General features: G+C 70.2%; 24 protein-coding genes. 14 read left to right on the top strand and 10 right to left on the bottom strand.

Annotated elements, in window-relative coordinates; translation table 11 throughout:
* Positions 1–16: 16 nt before the first annotated feature.
* On the bottom strand, positions 17–1525 hold the full coding sequence (locus tag ACXJY8_RS16170; protein WP_463770621.1) for a L,D-transpeptidase family protein: 1509 nt from the start codon (positions 1523–1525) through the stop codon (positions 17–19).
* A 329-nt stretch (positions 1526–1854) separates the two neighbouring features.
* The gene (locus ACXJY8_RS16165) at positions 1855–2817 is read right to left on the bottom strand and encodes an acetyl-CoA carboxylase carboxyltransferase subunit alpha (protein WP_463770619.1); all 963 of its coding nucleotides are present in this window, start codon (positions 2815–2817) and stop codon (positions 1855–1857) included.
* A 349-nt stretch (positions 2818–3166) separates the two neighbouring features.
* On the opposite strand from ACXJY8_RS16165, the gene ACXJY8_RS16160 reads away from it, so the two are divergent.
* Together ACXJY8_RS16160 and ACXJY8_RS16155 are read left to right on the top strand one after the other, a co-directional pair.
* Positions 3167–4279 (top strand): DUF3734 domain-containing protein, encoded by a 1113-nt coding sequence (locus ACXJY8_RS16160; protein ID WP_463770617.1) that lies wholly within the window; start codon positions 3167–3169, stop codon positions 4277–4279.
* A gap of 31 nt (positions 4280–4310) precedes the next feature.
* Positions 4311–5054 carry an acetoacetate decarboxylase gene (locus tag ACXJY8_RS16155; RefSeq protein WP_463780698.1) on the top strand — a complete coding sequence of 248 codons (744 nt, stop codon included), beginning with the start codon at positions 4311–4313 and terminating at the stop codon, positions 5052–5054.
* Here ACXJY8_RS16155 and ACXJY8_RS16150 read toward each other — a convergent pair.
* Positions 5042–5200, bottom strand: a complete 159-nt coding sequence (locus ACXJY8_RS16150) for a hypothetical protein (protein ID WP_463770615.1) — start codon at positions 5198–5200, stop codon at positions 5042–5044. The genes ACXJY8_RS16155 and ACXJY8_RS16150 overlap by 13 nt on opposite strands.
* Between ACXJY8_RS16150 and ACXJY8_RS16145 the strand changes: the two genes are divergently transcribed.
* The gene (locus tag ACXJY8_RS16145; protein WP_463770613.1) at positions 5199–5984 is read left to right on the top strand and encodes a 3-hydroxybutyrate dehydrogenase; all 786 of its coding nucleotides are present in this window, start codon (positions 5199–5201) and stop codon (positions 5982–5984) included. The two genes, ACXJY8_RS16150 and ACXJY8_RS16145, sit on opposite strands and share 2 nt — an antisense overlap.
* 58 nt (positions 5985–6042) lie before the next feature.
* Here ACXJY8_RS16145 and ACXJY8_RS16140 read toward each other — a convergent pair whose 3' ends face one another.
* From ACXJY8_RS16140 to meaB, 3 genes are all read right to left on the bottom strand, one after another.
* Positions 6043–6387, bottom strand: a complete 345-nt coding sequence (locus tag ACXJY8_RS16140) for a CsbD family protein (RefSeq protein WP_463770611.1) — start codon at positions 6385–6387, stop codon at positions 6043–6045.
* Between the two features lie 153 nt (positions 6388–6540).
* A complete protein-coding gene (locus ACXJY8_RS16135) occupies positions 6541–7167 on the bottom strand; it encodes a pyroglutamyl-peptidase I family protein (RefSeq protein WP_463770609.1) in 627 nt (208 codons plus the stop codon).
* Positions 7168–7171: 4 nt separating this feature from the next.
* Positions 7172–8170 (bottom strand): methylmalonyl Co-A mutase-associated GTPase MeaB, encoded by a 999-nt coding sequence (gene meaB / locus ACXJY8_RS16130; protein ID WP_463770606.1) that lies wholly within the window; start codon positions 8168–8170, stop codon positions 7172–7174.
* A gap of 275 nt (positions 8171–8445) precedes the next feature.
* On the opposite strand from meaB, the gene ACXJY8_RS16125 reads away from it, so the two are divergent.
* Both ACXJY8_RS16125 and ACXJY8_RS16120 read left to right on the top strand, forming a co-directional pair.
* Entirely contained in the window at positions 8446–9492 is a 1047-nt protein-coding gene (locus ACXJY8_RS16125; protein WP_463770603.1) for an alpha/beta hydrolase, read from the top strand.
* 152 nt (positions 9493–9644) lie between these two features.
* Positions 9645–9995 (top strand): hypothetical protein, encoded by a 351-nt coding sequence (locus tag ACXJY8_RS16120; RefSeq protein ID WP_463770601.1) that lies wholly within the window; start codon positions 9645–9647, stop codon positions 9993–9995.
* A gap of 30 nt (positions 9996–10025) precedes the next feature.
* On the opposite strand, the gene ACXJY8_RS16115 is transcribed toward ACXJY8_RS16120, so the two are convergent.
* Positions 10026–11687: a L,D-transpeptidase family protein gene (locus ACXJY8_RS16115; RefSeq protein ID WP_463770599.1), complete on the bottom strand. Its 1662-nt coding sequence runs from the start codon at positions 11685–11687 to the stop codon at positions 10026–10028.
* A gap of 127 nt (positions 11688–11814) precedes the next feature.
* Here ACXJY8_RS16115 and ACXJY8_RS16110 point away from each other — a divergent pair, with 127 nt between their 5' ends.
* From ACXJY8_RS16110 to ACXJY8_RS16100, 3 genes are all read left to right on the top strand, one after another.
* Complete coding sequence (locus ACXJY8_RS16110) at positions 11815–12660, top strand: SDR family NAD(P)-dependent oxidoreductase (RefSeq protein ID WP_463770597.1); 846 nt, start codon at positions 11815–11817, stop codon at positions 12658–12660.
* A gap of 158 nt (positions 12661–12818) precedes the next feature.
* Positions 12819–14297 carry a glucose-6-phosphate dehydrogenase gene (zwf, locus tag ACXJY8_RS16105; RefSeq protein WP_463770595.1) on the top strand — a complete coding sequence of 493 codons (1479 nt, stop codon included), beginning with the start codon at positions 12819–12821 and terminating at the stop codon, positions 14295–14297.
* A gap of 216 nt (positions 14298–14513) precedes the next feature.
* On the top strand, positions 14514–15212 hold the full coding sequence (locus tag ACXJY8_RS16100) for a GntR family transcriptional regulator (protein WP_463770593.1): 699 nt from the start codon (positions 14514–14516) through the stop codon (positions 15210–15212).
* Positions 15213–15293: 81 nt separating this feature from the next.
* Here ACXJY8_RS16100 and ACXJY8_RS16095 read toward each other — a convergent pair whose 3' ends face one another.
* The 3 genes from ACXJY8_RS16095 to ACXJY8_RS16085 form a co-directional block, all read right to left on the bottom strand.
* Complete coding sequence (locus tag ACXJY8_RS16095; RefSeq protein ID WP_463770590.1) at positions 15294–15731, bottom strand: YybH family protein; 438 nt, start codon at positions 15729–15731, stop codon at positions 15294–15296.
* Between the two features lie 124 nt (positions 15732–15855).
* A complete protein-coding gene (locus tag ACXJY8_RS16090) occupies positions 15856–17532 on the bottom strand; it encodes a methyl-accepting chemotaxis protein (protein WP_463770588.1) in 1677 nt (558 codons plus the stop codon).
* Positions 17533–17670: 138 nt separating this feature from the next.
* Positions 17671–18327, bottom strand: a complete 657-nt coding sequence (locus tag ACXJY8_RS16085; protein ID WP_463770586.1) for a GntR family transcriptional regulator — start codon at positions 18325–18327, stop codon at positions 17671–17673.
* Between the two features lie 180 nt (positions 18328–18507).
* On the opposite strand from ACXJY8_RS16085, the gene dctP reads away from it, so the two are divergent.
* The 6 genes from dctP (at position 18508) to minE (ending at position 23664) form a co-directional block, all read left to right on the top strand.
* Positions 18508–19527, top strand: coding sequence for a TRAP transporter substrate-binding protein DctP (gene dctP / locus ACXJY8_RS16080; RefSeq protein WP_463770584.1), 1020 nt, complete (start codon positions 18508–18510; stop codon positions 19525–19527).
* A complete protein-coding gene (locus ACXJY8_RS16075; RefSeq protein WP_463770582.1) occupies positions 19524–20240 on the top strand; it encodes a TRAP transporter small permease in 717 nt (238 codons plus the stop codon). The genes dctP and ACXJY8_RS16075 overlap by 4 nt, the downstream gene beginning before the upstream one ends.
* A complete protein-coding gene (locus ACXJY8_RS16070; RefSeq protein WP_463770580.1) occupies positions 20237–21589 on the top strand; it encodes a TRAP transporter large permease in 1353 nt (450 codons plus the stop codon). The genes ACXJY8_RS16075 and ACXJY8_RS16070 overlap by 4 nt, the downstream gene beginning before the upstream one ends.
* A gap of 236 nt (positions 21590–21825) precedes the next feature.
* Entirely contained in the window at positions 21826–22539 is a 714-nt protein-coding gene (gene minC, locus ACXJY8_RS16065; protein WP_463770578.1) for a septum site-determining protein MinC, read from the top strand.
* 13 nt (positions 22540–22552) lie between these two features.
* Complete coding sequence (minD, locus tag ACXJY8_RS16060) at positions 22553–23368, top strand: septum site-determining protein MinD (protein ID WP_056178720.1); 816 nt, start codon at positions 22553–22555, stop codon at positions 23366–23368.
* Entirely contained in the window at positions 23365–23664 is a 300-nt protein-coding gene (minE, locus tag ACXJY8_RS16055; RefSeq protein WP_463770574.1) for a cell division topological specificity factor MinE, read from the top strand. Before minD ends, minE begins: the two co-directional genes overlap by 4 nt.
* Positions 23665–23668 lie beyond the last annotated feature (4 nt).

Below are 23668 nucleotides of genomic sequence, written 5' to 3'. Positions count from 1 at the left end.
GACCCGGGCGGGGGAATCAGTTCTTGGGTGTGGTGGAGCCGGTGGTCTTCGGCGAGGCGGCCGCGGCCGCCTTCTGGACCGGCTTGCCGGCCTTCTCCTCGTCGGCCTTGCCGGTGTTGGCCGGCGCCGCGGCCGCATGCACCGTCTTGGCCGGAACATGCTTCGCGGCAGGCTTGGCCGCGATGTTGGGCTTGGCCGCGACGTGCTCCGGCTCGGCCGCTGCCACGGCCGGGACGGTGGCGGCGTCGGTGGCCGGGGTCGCGGGGGTACCGTTGCTGAACAGGTTGCCGAGCAGCTTCTTGTAGGCGGCCGGATCGCCCTCGGCGTCGGCCACCATGACGCGGGCGGGCTTGGCCGGCTGGACCGCCGGCTCGGCCACCACCGGCTCGGGTTTGGGCGCCGGGCCGACGCCCTTGCGGGCGAGGTTTGCGGCGGCGGCCTTGGTGGGAATCGGAGCGGCGGCGGCCATCATCACCGGGCGGCCCTTGGCGTCGACCTCGATCTCGCGCTCGCCGGCGGCCAGGCTCTCGGGGCGGCTGACGTCGCCGAGCCGGTGCTGGGCGTAATCCTTCGGATCGAAGGGCAGCTCCGGCTCGGGCGCGGTCTTGCCGAGGCTCGCGAAGGTCAGGGTGCTGGCGGGCGGCTGCTGGCCGCGGAACACCGGGTTCTGGCTGCCGTCGTCGTACACGAGGCGGGTCGCCGGTGTGCCTTTGGCGATCAGCTCGGCGATCTCGCGGTTGTCGCGCTCGCGCTTCTCCGCCACCAGGGGCTCGACCTTCGGCGTACAGGAACCCGCCGCCGCGTCGGCGCCGCCGAAGACGTACTTGGTCCCGCACAGGCCGACGCGCGGCTCGTCGCGCAGGGCCTCGAAATAGTCCGAGCCCTCCTTGAGGTTCTTCCAGAACGGGGCGTTCGGATCGTTGCGGAACTTGGCGACGTTGGCCGCCGTCATCCGGAACGGATAGGACTGGAACTGGAACGCGCGCTGGCCGCCCGCGAAGGAATCGCGCGCCAGGGCGTAGATCTCCCCCATCGACTCGTCGGTCATGGCAAAGCAGCCCGATGACGAGCAGGTGCCGTGCACCATGATGTAGTTGCCCGTTCGCCCGTTCGCCCGGTCGTAGGCGTTCGGATAGCCGGTGTCGAAGGAGAGGTAGTAGGACGAGTTCGGGTTCATCTGACCCGGTGTGACGGTGTAGAAGCCCTCCGGCGCTTGGCGGTCGCCCTGCTTGGTCTTCGGGCCGAGCTGGCCCGACCAGCGGCAGATCGGGAAGGTCTTCAGGAGGGCGTACTGGCCGTTGGTGCCGCGCTTCCACACCTCCATCTCGGCTTCCCGCTTGTAGGCGCGGATCAGGATGGGGTCGCTCTGCGACATGCCCTTCTGGGCCATCAGCGCGAGGGTCTTCGGGGGCACCGGGGCCAGGGCGCGCAGGGGAACGCCACCGCCCGTCGAACCGTCCTGGCAGGCGCCGAGCGACAGGGCGAGCAGAGCGAAACCGGCGGCCACGAGCGGGCGCATAGCCATGGGGAAACCTATCCTCAGTCATGCAATCCCGGGCTCGCGCCCTGGAATGCCACTCCCCAACCCCTTAGCGTCGTTAAACTTACCCGGTTGTTACCGCAAGGCGACGGAGCCGGCGGCCCGGGCGGGGTGTGGATTGCGGAGATCGGCGGCCCGCCGACCCGATCTCGCCGCAATCGGTGCCGCGTCCGATGCGCCGGTGGGAAGAGGATTGATTTGGCAGGTCTTTCGCCGCCGATCCCCTCGGGCGAGGTGTGGCGAAACCTTGGCGGGAGCCGACAGGCCCGATCCCTATTGGTTCCAGCGGCCGGACGCGACGGAGTGTCGCGGTTTCAGAGCTTGCGGCCGATGTCCAGGAACTTCGCGGCGCGCCGGTCCCGGATCTCGTCGGGCCCCAGGCCCTGGAACTCGATCAGGGCCGCCTCGATCGCGGCGCCCGTCGCCTCGATGGCGGCCTCGCGCCCGCGATGGGCGCCGCCGGTGGCTTCGGGCACGATGCCGTCGATGATGCCGAGGCGCAGCAGGTCCTGGGCGGTGATCTTCATGGCGGTGGCCGCGTCCGCGGCCCGGCCCTGGTCGCGCCAGAGGATCGAGGCCGCGCCCTCCGGCGAGATCACGCCGTAGATGGCGTGCTCCAGCATGAGCACCCGATTGGCGGTGGCGAGCGCGATGGCGCCGCCCGAGCCGCCCTCGCCGATGACCACGGCGACGTTCGGCACGCCGAGGGCAAGGCAGGCCTCCGTCGAGCGGGCGATGGCCTCGGCCTGCCCGCGCTCCTCGGCCTCGATGCCCGGGAAGGCACCGGCGGTGTCGACGAAGGCCAGCACCGGCAGGCCGAAGCGGTCGGCGAGCTCCATCAGGCGCACGGCCTTGCGGTAGCCCTCGGGCTTGGCCATCCCGAAATTGTGCCGCAGGCGGGTCTCGGTGGTGGACCCCTTCTCCTGGCCCAGGACGCAGACCGGCCGACCGCGGAAGCGTCCGAAGCCGCCGACGATGGCCTGGTCCTCGCCGAAGGCGCGGTCGCCGGCGAGGGGGGTGAAGTCGGTGATCAGGCCGGCGCAATAGTCGATGAAGTGCGGCCGCTGCGGATGCCGGGCGACCTGGGTCTTCTGCCACGGCGTCAGGCCGGCATAGATGTCCGACAAGGCGGCGGCGGCCTTGGCCTCCAGGCGCCCGACCTCCTCGCTGATCGAGACCGCGCCGTCGCGGGCGGCCATGGTCTTCAGCTCCTCCAGCTTGGATTCGAGCTCGGCCACCGGCTTCTCGAAATCGAGATAGGAGCGCGTCACCGACATGGGTCAGGGATCCTTGTTCGTCGCCATCGCGCGCGGGGCGGCCGGGTCAGGGACGATCGCGGCGGAGGGCGTGCGGAAAAAGCCGCGACTGGGCGGGGGTGTTGGCGAAGGAGCCCCGCCTGTCAACCATCAGGGGGCGGCCGGACCCTGCGAAGGCGCGGGTCCTGACAACGTGCCCGCATCGTCCGGTCCCGCGGTGGCGATCACCCGGGCCTTGCGTCATGGTGGCGTCACCCGCCCCGGGCAACCCTCGGTTGGCGTTCCACCGACCTGGGACTCGCCCGCCGCGACGCGCGCCGGCACGCCGCGTGCAGGATGGAGTGTTCGGACCGATGAAAGACATCCGCTCGTGACGGCAGAATCCGGTTGTACCGTCCTCGTGCTCCAGGGCGGCGGGGCGCTCGGCTCCTATCAGGCCGGGATCTACGAGGCCCTGGCGGGCGACGATCTCGGGCTCGACTGGGTGGCGGGCATCTCCATCGGGGCGATCAACGCCGCCCTCATCGCCGGAAACCCGCCCGACCGCCGCCTGGAACGCTTGAGGGCTTTCTGGGAGCTGGTCTCCTCCGGCGTGCCCGGAACGCCGTGGCTTCCGGGCGAGTGGGCGCGGTCAGCCTTCAACGAAGCGAGTGCCGGCTGGATCGCCGCCTTCGGCGTACCCGGATTCTTCGAGCCCCGGTTTCCGCCCGCGCCCTTCTTCCCCGTCGGTGCACCGGAGGCGCTGAGCTACTACGATACGGCACCGCTCCGGGCGACGCTGGAGCGCTTCGTCGACTTCGACCGCATCAATGCCGGCGCCGTCCGCCTGAGCGTCGGCGCGGTCCACGTTCGCACCGGCAACTTCGTCTACTTCGACAATCGCCGCGATCGCATCACCCCGGAACACATCATGGCTTCCGGAGCGCTGCCACCGGGCTTTCCGCCGGTGATGATCGACGGCGAGCCCTACTGGGACGGCGGCATCGTCTCGAACACGCCGCTACAATACGTCCTCGACGCGGAGCGCGGGCGCGATCTCACGGTGTTCCAGGTCGACCTGTTCCCGGCGCGCGGAGCGATGCCGCGCTCGCTGACCGATGCCGCCGAACGCGAGAGGGATATTCGCTTCTCCAGCCGGACGCGCCTCAACACCGACATGACCATCGAGATTCGCAGGGCCAAGGCGGCCACGCGCAATCTCCTCGCCAAGCTGCCCCCGGAACTGGCCGACGATCCCGACGTCGCGTTCCTGAGGAGCATCAGCCACGACAACGTCGTGACGATCCTGCAACTGATCTACCGCCGCAAGGCCTACGAGCGGAACTCGAAGGACTACGAGTTCTCGCGCACGACCATGCTGGAGCACTGGGCCGCCGGCCTCGACGACATGCGCCGTTCCCTGCGCGATCCCGTCTGGCGCGACCGCCGGGCGGATGCCGGCGGCATCGCCGTGTTCGACCTCACCCGCGAGACCGAGACCTGAGCGGCCCCACCTTCCGAAGGGAGACATGCCCGTGACCCGCGACGAGATTCTCCAGGTTCCCTCGATGCCGGCCTTCAGCCCGAGCTATCCCCCTGGGCCCTATCGCTTCCTCCGGCGCGAATACCTCATCGTCACCTACGAGACCGATGCCGACGCCCTACGCCGGGCGCTGCCCGAGCCGCTGGAGCCGCACCCGGACAACCTGGTCTACTACGAGTGGATGAAGATGCCGGATTCCTCCGGCTTCGGCGACTACGAGGAGAGCGGCTCGGGGGCGCTGGCGACGTTCGACGGCGAGCCCTGCAACTTCTCGATCCAGATGTACCTCGACGACGAGCCGCCGATCACGGCCGGGCGCGAGATCTGGGGCTTCCCGAAGAAGTGGGGCGTGCCCCGCCTCAAGCTCACCAAGGACACCCTCACCGGCACCCTCCATTACGACGACGAGCGGGTCGCGATGGGCACCATGACCTACAAGCACCGGAGCCTGGAGCACGACCTCGCCGCGGTGAAGCAGGGCCTGGGCAAGCTCAACGTCAACCTCAAGCTGATCCCGGATGTCGGCGGCGGCCCGAAGGTGGCACAGCTCGTCGGCTACCGCCTGGAGGACATCACCGTCCACGGCGCCTGGGAGGGCGAGGCCCGCCTCCACCTGATCCCGCACGTGAATTGCCGGGTGGCCGACCTGCCCGTGCGCCGCATCGTCGGCGGCCGGCACATGGTCGTCGACTTCACATTGCCCTACGGGCAGGTGCTGCACGATTATCTCGCCTGAACGGCCGGGCTTTCCGGGTCGTGACGTCCCGCGTCGTGGTCGGCGCCGCCCGGGCCGGCCACCCGTCCCAGGCTTTGTTCGACCGCACGCTTTTCCGACGCGTTCGGATCCCCTTCGTCGAAGAGCGCCCCCAAGGAGGCTTCCATGATCCTGACATCCAAGACCGCCGTCGTCACGGGCTCCACCAGCGGCATCGGGCTCGCCTGTGCCCGCGCCTTCGCCAAGGAGGGGGCCAACATCGTCCTCAACGGCTTCGGCAAGCCCGAGGAGATCGAGGCGACGCGGGCCGGGATCGAATCCGAGTACGGCGTGAAGGCCACCCACTCGCCGGCCGACCTGACCAAGCCCGGCGAGATCGAGGGGCTGATCCGTCTCGCGGAGGAGACCTACGGCTCCGTCGACGTGCTGGTGAACAATGCCGGCGTCCAGTACGTCTCGCCGATCGAGGATTTCCCGCCGGAGAAGTGGGAACAGATCATCGGCCTGAACCTGTCCTCGGCCTTCTACACCATGCGGGCGGCGATCCCCGGCATGAAGCGGCGCGGCTGGGGGCGGATCATCAACACAGCCTCGGCGCACTCGATGGTGGCCTCGCCGTTCAAGTCGGCCTACGTGGCGGCCAAGCACGGCCTCGTCGGCCTGTCCAAGGCCGCGGCCCTGGAACTCGCCACGCACGGCATCACGGTGAACTGCATCTCGCCGGGCTACGTCTGGACGCCGCTGGTCGAGAGCCAGATCCCCGACACCATGAAGGCCCGGGGGATGACCGAGGACGAGGTCATCAACGAGGTGCTGCTCAAGGCGCAGCCCACGAAGGAATTCGTCACCATCGATCAGGTGGCGGCGCTGGCGGTGTTCCTGGCCTCGGACGCGGCGAGCCAGATCACCGGCGCCAACATGGCCATGGATGGCGGCTGGACCGCGCAGTAGCGCGATCCCGCGCGGGCTGCCCCCTCGCGCCGATTGCAGCGGGGGGCAGCCGGTCGGCTCAGCGGCGGCCGTGCAGCAGCAGGGCGAGGCCGTAGCCGACGGCGCCGGCGATCACGAGGGCGATGAACGGGTTCTCCTCGACGCGGTGGCCGACCACCCGGCCGCCGTCGCGCAGGTAGCTGCCACCGCGCTCGTAGGCGTCCTCGGCGTAATCGGAGACATTGTCGGCGACATCGCGCAGGGTGTCCTTGGCCTGCCCGTAGATGTCCTGCGCGCGGCCCTCGGCTTCGCGGTAGCGGCCCTCGGCCGAAGTGCGGGAAGAGCCGGCGAGGTCTCCCGCAGCGCCCTGAACCTTGCCGCCGAACTCCTTGGCGGCGCCGACGATGCGATCCGTATCGACCATGGTCTCTCTCCTGAACGCGGATGATGCGGGTCGTCCGTCCGGGGTCGGGGACGCCCGCATCCGACGTGCACAGAACGCCCGACGGCGCGAAGGGGACCCATGCCCGGATGGAAATTCTTCCGGCGCCGGCAAAGGACCGGGCCGCACAGCGGCTCAGCCGCCGGTCCGGCCGCGCAGCACGAGCCGGCGCGCGACCTCCGCACAGGCGCGGGCGAGGTGCTCCTCGGGCGTCTGGCGCCGGGGCCGCGCGGGCGCCGTCACGGGCCGCCGGGTCCGGGGCGGCAGCGGGATGTGTACGAACAGCGCCGGGGGCAATTCGCGTAAAGCGCGGAAATAGCTGGCGTTGCAGAGGTAGCGACCGGCATCGCGCGAGGGGATCGCCACGATCCCATGCCCGCGCAGCGTCGCAAGCGCGGCAGTCGCCGCGGGGGAGCGGCGCGCGGCCGGGCCATCCGGCTCCAGGGTCAGGCGCGACGCGATCCGGCCTGAGGCATCGGGGAAGAGCCGGCTCGTGCGGTTGCGGCCCTGGACTTCGACCCGGACCCGCTTGGCGCGGGTCGCGACGCCGAGCATCAGGATCGCGGCCGGCGCCTCGGCGAGGGCCGGCTCCAGCATCTCGGGGATCGCCGCGTAGGTGGTGCGCAGGATCAGAACCCGTACCGGGGTGCCGCCGAGCTTAGGGCGCGCGAGGGCGCCGATGCGCCGGGCCAGGGCCGCGCTCGGATTGCGGGGCACCCCGGGAAACGGACCGAAGCCGGTGATCAGCAGCGGTCCCGCCACGCGGTCAGAGGCCGATCAGGGTGGCGATGGCCTCCGCCCCGGCGGCGGGCGAGGATTCTCCGCGGCCGACCGCGGCCTCGGCCTCGGCCGTCTGGCGGCGCACATCGGCCGAGCCGACGAGGCGCTGGTGCAGGCGCTCGTGCACGAGGGCCCACATCCATTTCACGTCCTGGGCCCGGCGCTTCGTGGCGATCTCGCCCGTGGCGGTGAGCTTGTTGCGGTGATCGACGATCCGCTCCCACAGGCCGTCGAGGCCCTTGTTGTTCAGGCCCGAGATCGTGACCACCGGCGGCGTCCAGGTGGAGCTCGGCGCCGAGAGGATGTGCAGGGCGGCGCGGTATTCCGAGGCGGCCGCGCTGGCCCGGCGCTCGCCCTCGCCGTCGTCGGCCTTGTTCACCGCGATCATGTCGGCGAGTTCGAGGATGCCCTTCTTGATGCCCTGGAGCTCGTCGCCGGCCCCCGGAAGCATCAGCACCAGGAAGAAGTCGGTCAGGTCCGCCACCGCCGTCTCGGATTGGCCGACGCCGACGGTCTCGACGAGGATGACGTCGAAGCCCGCCGCCTCGCAGAGCAGCATGGTCTCGCGGGTCTTGGCCGCGACGCCGCCCAGGGTGCCGGATGAGGGGGAGGGGCGGATGAAGGCGTTGGGGTCGAGGGCGAGGCGCGCCATCCGGGTCTTGTCGCCGAGGATCGAGCCGCCGGTGCGGGTGGAGGAGGGGTCGACCGCCAGCACCGCCACCTTGTGACCGGCCGCCGTCAGGTTGGCGCCGAGCGCGTCGATGGTGGTCGACTTGCCGACGCCGGGCACGCCGGTGATGCCGACGCGGATCGCCGTGCCGGTATGGGGCAGCACCGCGTCGATGAGCCCGCGCGCCGCCGCCCGATGATCGGGTCGCTTCGATTCGGCCAGCGTGATCGCCCGCGCCAGGGCGGCGCGGTCTCCGGCGAGCAGCCGCTCGCGCAGGGCATCGATGTCGAGGGCGGGAGCGGGGGAGGCGGCCATGGTTGCCTTCTTTGCCGGTCCGGCCGGGTTTCGTCGAGGGGGACGAGCCCGCACGGCGGCGCTCCCCCCGCAAACCGGCGTGATCCGGGCGCCTCCGGCCTGTGGACCGGGGGCCACAGAGCCGCCTCTGCCCGCAATCCACATCGCCACGGTCACGCTTCCGCCCCGCCATGGTCACGATCCTGATCGACAGGGTACTGACGCGCTGCGCCCGTCCCGGGGCCGTCACGTTCAGGGCCGCCTTGCACGACATGATCCGACCCAAGAACCGAGCCATGACCCGACCTCTGCCTCCCACCCGTCGCGCGCTGCTGCGCTTCGCCGCCCTCTGGGGGGTGGCCGGCCTGACGCCCGGGCTGGCCGGCTGCGTCGCCGACGGCCTCGTCACCGACGCGGTGGGCGGCGGCGCGCCGGAGCGCCAATCGGCCCTCGACGTCAGCCCGGTCCTGCTCGTGGCCACCACGCGCAAGCCCGTCGGCATGCCGCCGAAGAGCCCCTACTTCACCTCCGAGCGCGGCCGCGGCCTCAGCTTCGCCGAAGTCCGCCTGTCGGCGCCGGACCGCTCGCTGATCGGCAAGGTCTCCTCCGTGGTGACGGGCGACTGGGCCGTGACGGCGGTGCCGCAGGTCGAGACCGGCCCGGGCGCGGCCGGCGCCTTCGCCCAGGCGGCGCTGGGACGCGACGTGCTGATCTACGTCCACGGCTATCGCGAGAGCTTCCAGTCGGCGGCCCTGAGCGCGGCCAAGCTCTCCGACGGCATCCGCTTCCGCGGCGCCTCGGCCCTGTTCACCTGGCCCTCGGCCGCCGCCACCTTCGATTACGGCTACGACCGCGAGAGCGCCCTGTGGTCGCGCGACGGCTTCGAGGACCTGCTGAAGGCCCTGGCGAACTCGCCCTCGGGCGGGCGCATCAACATCGTCGCCCACTCCATGGGCACCCTGCTGACTCTCGAAACCCTGCGCATGCTGCGGGCCGAGGCCGGCGAGGCCGCCATGGCGCGCATCGGCGCGGTGGTCCTTGCCGCGCCCGACATCGACATCGACCTCTTCACCAGCGCGGTGGAGCGCATGGGGCCGGACGTGCACAAGATCACGGTGATCTCGTCGACGAATGACCGCGCCCTCGAGCTCTCCGGCGCCATCGCGGGCGGCATCGTGCGGGCCGGCGCCGCGGACCGCGAGCGCCTGGAAGCCCTCGGCGTGCGCGTGGCCGACGCCTCCGATTACGGCGGCGGCCTGATCAACCACGACCTGTTCCTGTCGAATCCCGACGTGCAGGGCGTGGTCAAGCGGGCGATCGCTCGGGCGAGCGGCGGAGCCTGAGGTCCGGCCCGCTCCCGCAAACCGACCCACTCCGTCCCGGGCCATCCGTCCCGGGCCATCCATCCCGGGCCATTCATCCCGGGCCTTGGCCTGCGCTCCGTTCGCCCCTACACGGACGGCGGCCCCGAGGCTGCAGACAACAAGGATTCGCGATGTTCACACTCGAGATCGATGGCGTGGCCATCGCGGTCATCAACGGCTCCGAGGAGGTCGCCAACGACCTCTTCACCTGCGATGGCTTCAAGGACGACATCCAGACCATGAAGAGCGACGGCAAGGTGCTGTGGAACGGCACCTCTCCGCTCAAGGTCCGGGCCGCCACCGAAGAGGAGATCGAGATCTTCGAGGACGCCCTCGCGGAGGACGATTCCGAGGAGGACGAGCCCTACGAGCCGGATGCCCGCCACGCCGAGGCCTCGAACGACGACGAGGCCGATGACGAGGAGGATGCCGACATCGTGTTCCTGGTCGACATCGACGAGGACGGCGGTCTCGATTCCTGATCGACCGCGCAAGCACCCCGGCCCGGGATCTCAGCCCCGGGGCGGGGTCGCGCCCGGCGCCGGCCGCACGCCCCTGGTGGGGATCAGCCCCGGGGGAACGGGCCCTTCGCTCGCCGACCGGGCCGGGGTCGCGCGCGCCGCCTCCGGCCTGACGGCTTCGGGCTTGAAGACCTCGGGTTTCGAGGCTTCGGGCCTGACGGCTTCGGACTTCGGCGCCGCGCTCCGGCCGGCCTCGGGCCGGGCCGGAGGGGCGCCGCTGGAGGGGGCCTTCGGTTTCGGCGGCGCGATCGTGCCCGTCGCCGCCACGTCCGGCATCGGCACCGCCGGGCTGTCGATGCCGTAGATGTCGTCCCGGAAATGGGCGCGGCCGTCCGGCGTGGCGTAGCCGGTGAGATACACGAAGGTCACCGGGATCTGCTTCGGCAGCTTGATGTCGAGGCGCTCGTTGGTGGCGATGCTGGTCTCGATCTCGATTGGACCCCAGGTCGAGCCGGGGCCGTTGGGGCCGGGCGTGCCCTCGAGCAGCCAGCCGGCCAGTTCCTTCACCTGCGCGACGCGCACGCAGCCATGCGAATGGAACCGCACCTCGCGGGCGAACAGCGACTTCGACGGCGTGTCGTGCATGTAGACGGCCTGCTTGTTCGGCATGTCGATGCGCACCTGGCCCAGGGAGTTCTCCAGGCCGGAATCCTGCCGCAGGGTGTAGTTGGCGGCCTTCTCGCTCGACCAGTCGATCGCGGTGGGATCGACTTGCGTGCCGCCGGGGCCGAGGATGCGGATGCGCTCCCGGGCGAGGTAGCCTGGGTCCTTGCGCATCTTGGGGATGATCTCCTTCTTGATGATGGAGACCGGCAGGGTCCAGGTCGGGTTGAGGTTCACGTCGGTGATGCGCGCCTCGATCCGCGGCGTCGCCTTGTCGGGCTTGCCGACCACCGCCACGTAGCGGCGCACCACCACGCCATGGTCCACCGCCTCCACCGTGGCCGAGGGGATGTTCACCACCACGTAGCGGTCGCCGTAGGCGAAGTTCGAGCCGATCTGGCGGGCGGCCGAGGCCGCGAGCTGACGCTGGCGGGTGGCCGCCGGCACGTTGAGCGCCGCCACCGTCTGGCGTCCGATCAGCCCGGTCTCGGGCAGGCCGTGCCGGGCCTGGAACGCCTTCACCGCGGCGACCAGGGTGGCGTCGAACTGGTCGCTCATCGGCGCGTCGGCAGCCAGATCCCCGACGAGGATGAGGTGCTTGCGCAGGGCCGGAATGGATGGGTGGCCGGCGCCGGGCTTGACCACGAGATCGGTCGGCAGGGCGGCCCAGCCCCCGGCATCCGCCATGGCCTGGTAGCGGTCGGCCATCCGCAGGGTGTCGAGGAAGGTCGAGGGGCTCAGGGTCGGCACCGGATCGGCGGAGACCCTGGCCACCACCAGCGGCGGCAGCTCGCGCGACTTCTTGGCCGGGGCGGCGGGGAGGGGGCCTGCGTCGGCCGCGCTCGGGGCGATCGCCTGCACGGCGGGGGTCGCCGGAGCGGTGGTGGTCAGGCTCTCGACCTTCGGCGGTTTCGCGGAGGCGGGCGCGTCCGGCGCGCCGGAGACCTGTGCCGTCGCGGCTCCGCCCAGGGCCAGGAGCAGGGCCAGGGGCGACAGGCCCGCGCGGAGGCGGTGCGGGCGGAGGGCGACGGTTCTGTGGCGCGAAAGCATCGCGAACCTTTCGAATGGCTTGTCGCCCCGACCATGCGCACAGAGGGTTACCAATCTCCTGTCGCGCCGTGACGGGCGCCGGCGCGCGCCCTAACTCCCGCCTCGAAACGGCAGAGCAGGAGCGGCCATGACCAACCATCCGGCAATCCAGGCGGGACGGACCGCCATCGTCACCGGTGCGGCCAGCGGCATCGGCCTCGCGGCCGCCCGGCGCTTCGCGGCGGCCGGGATGCGGGTCTGGCTCGCCGACCTGCCCGGGGACGCGCTGGAGGCCGCGCAGGCCGAGGTCGCGCGGAGCGGCACCCCGGACTCCGTCCACGCGATGGCCACGGACGTGGCACGGCCGGAGGCCTTCGCGGCCCTGAGCGCGGCGGCTTGCGCGGAGGGCGTGCCGGCCGTGGTCATGCTCAATGCCGGGATCGAGGCCGGAGGCCGGCTGTTCTCCGATGCCGAGACCTGGCACCGCATCCTCGACACCAACCTTTGGGGTGTCATCAACGGCATCCAGGCCTTCGCCCCGGCGATGATCGCGGGGTCTCAGCCCGGCGCCATCGTGGTCACGGGCTCGAAGCAGGGCATCACCACGCCGCCGGGCAACACGCCCTACAACGTCTCGAAGGCGGGGGTGAAGGTCGTGACCGAGGCCCTGGCCCACGACCTGCGCGGGCGCGAGGGTGCCCGCATCAGCGCCCACCTGTTGATTCCGGGCTTCGTCTATACCGGCCTCACGCGCGCCCGCGGCGTCGCCGAGAAGCCGGCCGGCGCCTGGACCCCGGACGAGACGGTGGATTTCCTGATGGCCGGGCTGGCGCGGGGCGACTTCTACATCCTGTGTCCCGACAACGAGACCACCCGGGCGCAGGACGAGAAGCGCATCGCCTGGGCCGCCGGCGACATCATCGAGAACCGCCCGGCGCTGTCGCGCTGGCATCCCGACCATGCCGAGGCGTTCAAGCGGTTCGCCGGGTCGTGATCCCCGCCGGGGAGCGGTGCCGTCGCGCACGCCGAGCCGGTGGCGGACGCCTTGCATAGCGCTTCGGGGAAGCCGACACAGCGGGGACGATTCTTCGCGACCGGCCCGGGCCGCGCAACCGCGGGCAGACCGACGTGCAAACCGAACGGGAGCCGCCCTTGGCCACCATCATCCCCGTCGCCTCCTTCGACTGCGTCGTCTTCGGCGCCACCGGCGACCTGACGACGCGCAAGCTGCTGCCGGCCCTGTACTACCGCTTCAAGGACGGACAGATCCCGGGTACGAGCCGGATCATCGGCGCCTCGCGCTCGGAGATGAGCGCCGAGGCCTTCCGCGAGCGCGCCCGTGACGCGATCAAGCGCTTCGTGCCGGCCGGCGACATCAGCGAGGACAGGCTCGTCGCCTTCCTCGACCATCTCGACTACGTCGCGGTGGACGGGGCCGGCGACGAGGGCTGGGAGGATCTCGCCGCCAAGCTCGCGGAGCGCCCGGACCAGGTGCGGCCCTACTATCTCGCCACCTCGCCCGACCTCTACGGCTCGATCTGCCAGAACCTGTCGAAGCACGGCCTGATCGGCGAGAAGTCCCGCGTCGTGCTGGAGAAGCCCATCGGCAAGGACCTGAAATCGGCCCGGGCCATCAACGACGCCGTCGGCAAGGTCTTTCCCGAGGAGCAGATCTTCCGCATCGACCATTATCTCGGCAAGGAGACGGTCCAGAATCTCCTCGCCCTGCGCTTCGCCAACACGATCTTCGAGCGGCTCTGGACGGCCGACGTCATCGACCACGTCCAGATCACCGTGGGCGAGACCGTCGGGGTCGAGGGGCGTGCGGGCTACTACGACACCTCGGGCGCCCTGCGCGACATGGTGCAGAACCACATGCTGCAGCTCCTCTGCCTGATGGCGATGGAGAGCCCGCTCTCGCTGGACGCCAACTCGGTGCGCGACGAGAAGCTGAAGGTCCTGCGCGCCCTGAAGCCGATCACTCCGCACGACGTGCAGACCGTGACGGTGCGCGGCCAGTACGCGGCCGGCGCCGTCGGCGGCAAGCCCGTGGACGGCTACCGCACCGACCTCGGCGGCGACGTCGACAGCCGGACCGAGACCTTCGTCGCCCTGAAGCTCGAGGTGCAGTCCTGGCGCTGGGCCGGGGTGCCGTTCTACCTACGCACCGGCAAGCGCCTGCCCCAGAAGCTCTCCGAGATCGTGGTGCAGTTCCGCGCCTCGCCGTTCTCGATCTTCCCGGCCGAATCCTTCGGGCGCGAGCCCAACCGCCTCGTGATCCGGCTCCAGCCGGAGGAGGGCATCAAGCTCGAGGTCATGACCAAGGACCCGGGTCCCGGCGGCATGCGCCTGCGCCCGACCAACCTCGACATCTCCTTCGAGGAGACCTTCAAGCAGCGCTACCCCGACGCCTACGAGCGCCTGCTCATGGACGTGGTGCGCGGCAACGCCACCCTGTTCATGCGCCGCGACGAGGTCGAAGTCGCCTGGGCCTGGGCCGATTCCCTGCTCAAGGCCTGGGCCGACCGGCCCGAGCCGCCGCGTCCCTACGCGGCCGGCAGCTGGGGGCCCACCGCCGCCATCGCGCTGATCGAGCGCGACGGCCGGACCTGGCACGAGGAGATCCGCTGACGGGATGTCCGCCGGCTCCGAGCGGAGGTCCCTGTCGCCTGCGCGCGGGCGGCGCCGGGGCGTAGCCCTCATCCGTCGTCTCAATGGGATCGAGCGGATCTCGCCGGAGGCCTGTGCGCAGAACCGGGCTATAGTTCCGGCCTCTCTCGACAGGTCCCAGTCGAGGGATTACCAAAGGGGAGTATTTTTCCTTCCTGCTGCAGACGTCGCGGACCCATGAACAAGATCGAGACGGGCCTCGGCATCAACCGGCGCTATCTGCACGACGAAGTGGTCGACCGGATGCGCGACCTCATCCGCTCGGGTGAACTCGAACCGCGCGCACGGATCAACGAAAGCGAGCTGACCGAGCGCTTCGGTATCTCCCGCACGCCCCTGCGCGAAGCGATCAAGATCCTCGCCACCGAAGGCCTGTTGGAATTGCTGCCGAACCGGGGCGCCCGGGTCGCCAGCCTGTCGCAATCCGAGATCGAGGAGATGATCGAGGTCATCGCTGGCCTCGAGGCGACCGCCGCGGACCTCGCCTGCCGCATCGTCACCGATGCCGAGATCGACCGGATCTCGCGCGACCACGAGGCCATGGTCGCGGCCTGGCGGGCGGGCGAGGAGGGGGTCTACTTCGCCCTCAACCGCGAGATCCACGAGGCCATCATGCGGGCGAGCCGCAATGCGACGCTCGGGGGCATCTACGACAGTCTCTCGGGCCGGATCCAGCGCTCGCGCTACGCCGTGCACCAGACCCCGGAGCAATGGGCCCAGTCGGTGGCCGAGCACGAGCGGATGATCACCCTGCTGCGGGCCCGCGACGGCGAGGCGCTGGCTCTGCTCATGCGTGCCCATATCCGGGCCCGGACTCCGGTGATCGCCGAGAATTTCGGCACCGCCACCGGCGAGGCCCCGGGCTCGGCGGCCTGAGCCGCCATCGGTCCAAGCCGAACCCGGCCTGACGGACGGGCCGGGAGAAAGGCCTGGTCCTGCGCCGCGCAGCAGGTCGAGCTAGTTCCAGGTGTGCAGCACGGTGCGCCAGCCCTCGGGGCCGCGCTCCATCACGTTGACCCAGTTGCCCTCGAACCTCTTCCGGGCCCCACCCTCGCCGGGGCCGGTCATCGCCCAGCGCCCGGACAGCACGAGGACGTCGCCCTTCTCTCGCGCGGACTGGACGGTGATCCTGTGATCGTCGAAGCCCTTGGCCTTCAGGCCCGCGAAGAACGTCCTGATGTCGGCCGGTCCCGAGATCGCCGCGCCCTTCGGAATCACTTGCGCGTCCGGGGCATAGAGCGTGCCCAGGGTGTCCATGTCGCCGCTGTTGTAGATCCTGTCCCAGGCCTCCGCGGCGCTGCGTCCCACCGAAGCGGCCGTGTCGGCACGCGTGGCCGTGGGCAGGACGAGACACGCGGCCAGAGCCGCACCGAGAATTTGTCCGGTTGTCAGCATGGATGCCTCCCTCGCGAGATCCGGTCGATCCGACTCGCGAGGGAGATTTGGCAATTCAAATCGTCGTCAGTAAAGCGGATATGCGAAGACTTTCGCTTCACTGCAAGGCGACGGCGAAGTCGGTTCAGGCGGCGCGGACGGTGCCGAGGAACCGCGCCAGTTCCTGGGTCAGGTGCTCGGATTCACGCGAGAGCTCTGAGGCCGAGGCCAGGACCTGGGAGGCGGCCGCACCGGTCTCCTCGGCCGCGCCGGCGACGCCGGTGATGTTGGCCGTGACCTCGCCGGTGCCGGTGGCCGCCTCGCTGACGTTGCGGACGATCTCCTGGGTGGCCGCGCCCTGCTCCTCGACGGCCGCCGCGATGGACGTCGCCACGTTGCTGATCTCACGGATGCGCCCGCTGATGCTCTCGATCGCGGTGACGGCCTGACCGGTGGAGCCCTGGATGCGCCCGATCTGACCGCTGATCTCCTCGGTGGCGCGGGCGGTCTGGTTGGCGAGTTCCTTGACCTCGGCGGCGACCACGGCGAAGCCGCGGCCCGCCTCGCCGGCCCGGGCCGCCTCGATGGTGGCGTTGAGCGCCAGCAGGTTGGTCTGGCCGGCGATGCTGGCGATCATGGCGACGACGTCGCCGATCCGCGCGGCGGCGCTGCTGAGTTCCTGGACCTGCGACGCGGTCTGGGCGGCCTCGTCCACCGCCCGCTGGGCGAGCTGGGTCGAGCCGTCGACCTGCCGGCCGATCTCCTGAACCGAGGCGCCGAGCTCCTCGGCCGCCGCCGCCACCATGCCGACGTTGGAGGCCGCCTGGTCGGCCGCCGCCGCGACGGTGCTCGACTGCTGCGCCGTCTCGGACGCGGTGGTCGCCATGCTCTGGGCCGTGCTGCGCAGCTGGCCCGCCGCCGCGGTCACCCGGCCGAGGATGCCGCCGACGGCGCCCTCGAACCCGTCAGCCATCTCGCGCAACGCGGCCTTGCGCTGCGCCTCCGCGCCGGCGCGGGCGAGGCGGGTCTCCTCCTCCAGGGCGCGGCTACGCAGCAGGTTGGCGCGGAAGGTCTCCAGGGTATCGGCCATGGCGCCGATCTCGTCCTGGCGCCCGACACTCGGGATCTCGGTCTCCGCGTCGCCGTCCGCCACGCGCCGCATGGCCGCCGTCATCGCGCCCAGCGGCCGGGTGATGCCGCGGATCGTGTAGGCCATGGCGGCCAGCGCCATCAGGACGGATAGTCCGAGCATGACCTGGGTGGTCCGCACCGCGCCGGCGTGCTCGCTGCGCGCCGCCGTCTTGGCGGCCTCGCCGGCCTCGCCGTTGAGGGTCACGAGCTTGCGCATGGTGGCGCTGGTGGCGAGGTAGTTGGCGTTCATCGAGCCGCGGAACAGGGTCAGCACCTCGTCGCGCCGGGCCGGGTCGATCGCCTGGAGCTGGGTCCAATCCTGGCCCATCTGGGCGAGCTTGGCGCTGACCTCGTCGTAGAGGGCGCCCTCCTCGCGGGAATTCACCAGGGCCTTGTAGGCGACGCGCCGGGACTCGAGCTCCTTGGCCAGCGTCGCCGCCTGCGCGACGCTGTTGGCGCGCTCCTCGGCGGTATCGGCGACGATGTAGCGGAACTGCCAGAGCCGGATCCGCATCACCAGGGCGTTCATGGCGTGCGCGCCATCGACGGAGGGGAGGGCGTTGTCGGACAGTACCGTCATGCGGTCGCCGATGGCGTCCATCTTCGACAGGGACAGCAGACCCTGTCCGGCGGTAATGATGGCCAACAAGCCGAAAAGGCCGATCAAGGTCGACTTGAGGGAGAAGCGCATGGGAGGGACCGCGTGTCGAAGGGGTTCCTCTCTCGATTAGTCGATCTCCCTTAAGATTGACTTGCGCACCTACAAAATGCAATTATAGGTTGAATTACAAATTCTCGTGATGACCTTAGTGGCACGCTCTTCGGGGCGTCATGCCGCGGCATTGATCGAGCGCAGGCCCGCCACGAGGTCCGAGAAGCGGTCGCCCTGGACGATGACGTGGGCGCGCAGCCGTTCGGAGGCGCCGACCTCGTCGCCGGACACGATGGCGGCGACGATGGCCTCGTGCTCGGCTAGCGACTGGCCGAGACGGTTGCGGGCGCGCAGCTGAAGGCGCCGGAAGGGCGCGAGCCGGCGGTGCAGCTGGCGCGCCTGCTCCTCCAGGAAACCGTTCCGGCAGGCCCGGTAGATCACCGTGTGGAAGATGTAGTTCTCCGCGTAATAGGTCTCCGGGTCGCCGGCGGCCGCCGAGGCGGCGCAGGCGGCCAGGGCCGCCTTGAGGGCCGCCTCGTCGTCCGGTACGAGGCGGCGCGCCGCCAAACGTCCGCACGAGGCCTCGATCTCCGCCATCGTCTCGAACATCGCGATGAGGAGCTGCGGATCGGGAGCGCTGACGATGGCGCCGCGCCGCGGCTTGATCTCCACGAGGCCGGTCACCGCCAGCTGCAGCAGCGCCTCGCGGATCGGCGTGCGCGAGACCCCGAAGCGCTCGGCGAGCTCCATCTCGTCGAGGCGGGCGCCGATGGCGAGGCGCCCATCCACGATCTCGGTCTCGATGGTCTGCCGGAGGCGGCCCGACTGGTTCATGCGCTGAGGTCCCGGCCCGTTTTAATCCCGCCGACTCGCAAAAATCAGGCGTCCATCATTATTCAATCGCATTGACAAAATATACAAGACGTCGTTTCATGTATAAATAAGTCGCATCGCAGTATAAATGCTGCGCCGCAAAACGAAGCGGCCGGGCGCCGGCCCAGGGAGAGACACGCCATGATGCTGACACGCCGTGCCCTCGTCGCCGGCGGCCTCGCCGCCCCCGCCATCCTGTCCCTGGGCTCGCGCGCCCGGGCGGCCACCACCCTGAAGCTGTCGCACCAGTTCCCCGGCGGCACGATCGACGAGGGCGACTTCCGGGACCGGATGTGCCGCAAGTTCGCTCTGGCGCTGGCCGAGCGCTCGAAGGGCGCCCTCGAGGTGCAGGTCTATCCCGGCTCGTCCCTGATGAAGACGAACGCCCAGTTCGCCGCCATGCGCAAGGGCGCCCTCGACCTGTCGCTCTATCCCTCGCCCTATGCCGGCGGCGAGGTGCCGGAGTTGAACATCGGCCTGATGCCGGCGCTGGTGAGCTCCTACGAGCAGGCCATCGCCTGGAAGAAGGCGCCGGTGGGGCGCAAGCTCACCGAGATCCTGGAATCCAAGGGTATCATCCTCGTCTCCTGGGTCTGGCAGGCGGGCGGCGTCGCCAGCCGCGAGCGTCCCCTCTACGCGCCGGCGGACGCCAAGGGCCTGAAGGTCCGGGGCGGCTCGCGCGAGATGGACCTGATGATGAAGCAGGCCGGAGCGGCCACCCTGTCGATCCCGTCGAGCGAGTCCTACGCCGCCATGCAGACGGGGGCCTGCGACGCGGTCATCACCTCTTCCACCAGCCTGATCTCGTTCCGCCTGGAGGAGCTCGGCAAGGCCCTGACCTCGGGCCGCGAGCGCTCCTACTGGTTCATGCTCGAGCCGATCATGATGTCGAAGCTCGCCTTCGATCGGCTGCCCAAGGACCAGCAGGACCTGATCATGACCATCGGCGCCGAACTGGAGCCGTTCGGGCAGGCCGGCGCCAAAGCGGACGACACCAAGGTCGAGGAGATCTTCGCCAAGGCCGGCGCCAAGGTGCAGAACCTCGACGAGAAGACCCTGGGCCAGTGGCGCGACATCGCGCGGGACACGGCCTGGAAGGACTTCGCCGGCAAGTCGGCCGGCTGCGCCGAACTCCTCAAGCTGGCGGAGCAGGTCTCGTGAGCCACGCCTTCGACGCGGCATCCGCCGCCGCCGAGACGCACACCGCAACAGAGCCCCGGGTTCCGGGGCTCCTCGGCACCATCGACCGCTCCCTGAAGGGCGTCAATCACGTCATCATGCTGCTGGGCGGCATCGCCCTGGTCTGCGCCTGCCTGGTGCTCAGCTACAGCGTCGTCATCCGCTACGTCCTGCACGAGCCCACCGACTGGCAGGACGAGATGGCGGTGTTCCTCATCGTCGGCGCCACCTTCTTCTCGGCCGCCGCCGTGCAGGCCAAACGCGGCCACGTCGCCATCGAGGCGCTGACCGGCCTGCTCTCGGCGCGGGTCAACCGCGCCCGCCTGCTGATGGCGGACGTGATCAGCTTCGTCTTCGTGGTGTTCTTCGCCTGGAAGAGCTGGACCCTGCTCCACGAGGCCTGGGTCGACGGCCAGGTCTCGCAGTCGAGCTGGGGGCCGCCGCTCTGGATCCCCTATGTCCTCATGGCCGCCGGCATGACCCTGCTCGGCATCCAGTTCGCCCTGCAGATCGCCGAGGAGGTCCTCTACGGCGCCGAGAAGGCCGGCTGGGCGAACCCGAAGATCGGCCTCGGTGCCGATCTCAACCGTGACACGCAAGGGCGTCCCGGCCTGACGCCGGACGGCACCCGGCCCCTCGGCGATCCCCTCGCCAACACCGTACCGGACACGAAGGTCACCGGGAGGCATCCATGAGCGTCGCGGCCATCGGCTTCCTCTATGCGGGCGCCACCCTGAGCGCGATGCTCGCCGGCATTCCCATCGCCTTCGCCCTGGGCTTCGTCGCCCTGGCCTTCATGTATTTCTTCATGCCGGGCGCCTCCCTCGATACGGTGGCGCAGAACGTCTACGAGGAAATGGCCTCGATCACCCTGCTGTCGATCCCGCTCTTCATCCTGAAAGGCGCGGCGATCGGGCGGTCGAAGGCCGGCCAGGACCTCTACTCGGCCATGCATGCCTGGATGCACCGCATCCCCGGCGGCCTCGGCATCGCCAACGTCTTCGCCTGCGCGCTCTTCGCCGCCATGGCGGGGTCGAGCCCCGCGACCTGCTCGGCCATCGGCTCGGCCGGCATCCCGGAGATGCGCAAGCGCGGTTACTCGCCGGGCTTCGCCGCCGGCATCATCGCGGCGGGCGGGACGCTCGGCATCCTGCTGCCGCCCTCGATCACCATGATCCTCTACGCGGTGGCGGCCGAGCAGTCCCTGGGGCGCCTGTTCCTCGCCGGCATCGGGCCGGGCCTGCTCCTCGTCGGCCTGTTCGCCGCCTGGTCGGTGTACCGCTTCCGCGCCGAGTACGCCGCCGCGAAGGTCGCCTACGAGCGGAACGGCACGCAATCCGCGATCCTCGCGGAGGACACCTACAGCATGCGCCAGCGCTTCTCGACGCTGCCGCGGGTGCTGCCCTTCGTGATCCTGCTCACCGGCGTGATGGTGGCGCTCTACGGCGGCTACGCCACCCCGTCGGAGACGGCGGGTCTCGGCGGCCTGCTGGCGCTGGGCCTGATCGCCGTCATCTACGGCGTCTGGCGCCCCCGCGACGTCAGCCCGATCCTCACCGCGACCCTGCGGGAATCGACCATGCTGATGCTGATCATCGGCATGTCGCTCCTCTACGCCTACGTGATGAGCTACCTGCACATCTCGCAGTCGGCGGCGGCCGCGATCGTGGCGATGCAGCTCTCCCCCTGGGTGCTGCTGGTGACGATCCTCGGCCTGGTGATCCTGCTCGGCTTCTTCCTGCCGCCGGTCTCGATCATCCTGATGACGGCGCCGATCATCCTGCCGCCGCTCAAGGCCGCCGGGTTCGACCTCGTCTGGTTCGGCGTCGTGATGACCATCACCATGGAGATGGGTCTGATCCACCCGCCGGTGGGCCTCAACATCTTCGTCATCAAGAACATCGCCCCCGACATCCCGCTCAAGGACATCATCTGGGGCACGCTGCCCTTCGTGATCCTGATGGCGGTGGCGATCCTGATCCTCTGCCTCGTGCCCGGCATCGCCATGTGGCTGCCGAACTGGCTTCTGCCCACCACGCGGTGACGGCGGGCGTCGCGCAGGCGACCCCTCCGAGATCGGACACGGCCCCGGACGGGGCGTGCGACGGGCCCACGGCCGCGCACGTCCCCCTCCGGGGCCGATTGCGTTTTCGGGGCCACCGCATCCCTGGATCACCGGATCAGAGGAAAATGCGCGCCTTTAATCCTTTGAACACGGGTTGTTAACGAAGCGGTAACCATACCGGGCATCAATGGTCTGGTAAGGAATCGCGAGAGCCCGTGACTGACACAAGCCCTCCCCGCAGACCCGTTCAGCTTCGCGGCCGCGCCTTCAAGTCCTTGGTGCTGGCCCCGGAGACACCGCTTCCCGATTGGTTCGCCGATCTGGACGAGGCGCTCAAGCGCTCGCCGACCCTGTTCGACGGGCGCGCCCTGATCCTCGACGTGGCGGGGCTGGCGCCCGCCGCGCCGGACCTCGACAGCCTGCTCGCCGAACTCGGCAGCCGGCGGATCCGCATCCTCGGCATCGAGGGTACGGACGTGTCGCTCCTCGGACCGGGGCGCCCGCCGCTCCTCGTTCGGGGACGGCCCTCGGACACGATCGAGATCCCGGCCCAGCCGGAGCCGGAGCCCGAGGTGCCGCCGGCACCGCCCGAGCCGGCCACGACCTCCCTCACCATCGAGGGCTCGGTCCGGTCCGGACAATCCATCGTCCACCCCACCGGCGACGTCACCGTCATGGGGTCGGTCTCCTCCGGCGCCGAGATCCTCGCCGGCGGCTCCATCCACGTCTACGGCGCGCTGCGCGGCCGGGCCATCGCCGGTGCCGCCCGCAACCCCCGCGCCCGCATCTGCTGCCGCAAGTTCGAGCCCGAGCTTCTCGGCATCGACCGCCTCGTCCGCACGGCCGAGGAGATGGGCAACCACCTGCGCGGCAAGGCCGTGCAAATCTGGCTCGATGGCGGCGCCATCAAATTCGCATCCTTGGATTGAGGAGACAGCTCATATGGCCAAAGTTCTGGTCGTGACATCAGGCAAGGGCGGCGTCGGCAAGACGACGACGACGGCGGCCCTCGGCGCGGCCCTCGCGCAGGCCGGCAAGAGCGTGGCGGTGGTCGACTTCGACGTCGGCCTGCGCAACCTCGACCTCGTGATGGGCGCCGAGCGGCGGGTCGTCTACGACCTCATCAACGTGGTCAACGGCGACGCCAAGCTCAACCAGGCCCTCATCCGCGACAAGCGGCTGGAGAAGCTCCACCTGCTGCCCGCCTCGCAGACCCGCGACAAGGATGCGCTCACCGACGAGGGCGTCGCCCGCGTCATGGACGAGCTGCGCGAGAAGTTCGACTGGGTGATCTGCGACTCGCCGGCCGGCATCGAGCGCGGCGCCACGCTGGCCATGCGCCACGCCGACGTCGCCGTGGTGGTGACCAACCCCGAAGTCTCCTCGGTGCGCGATTCCGACCGCATCATCGGCCTGCTCGATTCCAAGACGCTTAAGGCCGAGCGCGGCGAGACGATGGAGAAGCACCTCATCCTCACCCGCTACGACCCTGCCCGGGCCGATCGCGGCGACATGCTCAAGATCGAGGACGTGCTCGAGATCCTCTCGATCCCGCTGCTCGCGATCATCCCGGAGAGCATGGAGGTCCTGCGCGCTTCCAACGTCGGCTGCCCGGTGACCCTGAACAACCCGCTCTGCGCCCCCGCCCGCGCCTACACCGACGCCGTGCGCCGCCTCAACGGCGACGCGGTCCCGATGTCGGTCCCCACCGACAAGAAGTCCTTCCTCGACAAACTCTTCACCCGGAGGGCAGCATGAGCCTCCTCAACATGTTCAACCGGCGCGGTTCGGCGCCGGTCGCCCGCGACCGCCTGCAACTCATCCTCGCCCATGAACGGGCGGGGGTCGGCGGCTCCGATCTCGTGATGGTGCTGCGCGAGGAGATCCTCGCGGTCATCGCCAAGCACGTCGAGGTCAACAGCGACAAGGTCCAGATCCGCCTCGACCGCGGACAGGACATGTCGACCCTCGACATCGACATCGAACTACCGCTCACGGCCGCCACCAAGGCCGGCCCCGCGAAGGTCAAGGCGGCGAAGCTCGCCGCCGCATGAGCCT

The organism is Methylobacterium sp. TK31 (assembly GCF_055361545.1).
Note: the sequence above shows the minus strand (reverse complement) of the source record. Positions and strands in the feature narration are given on the sequence as shown.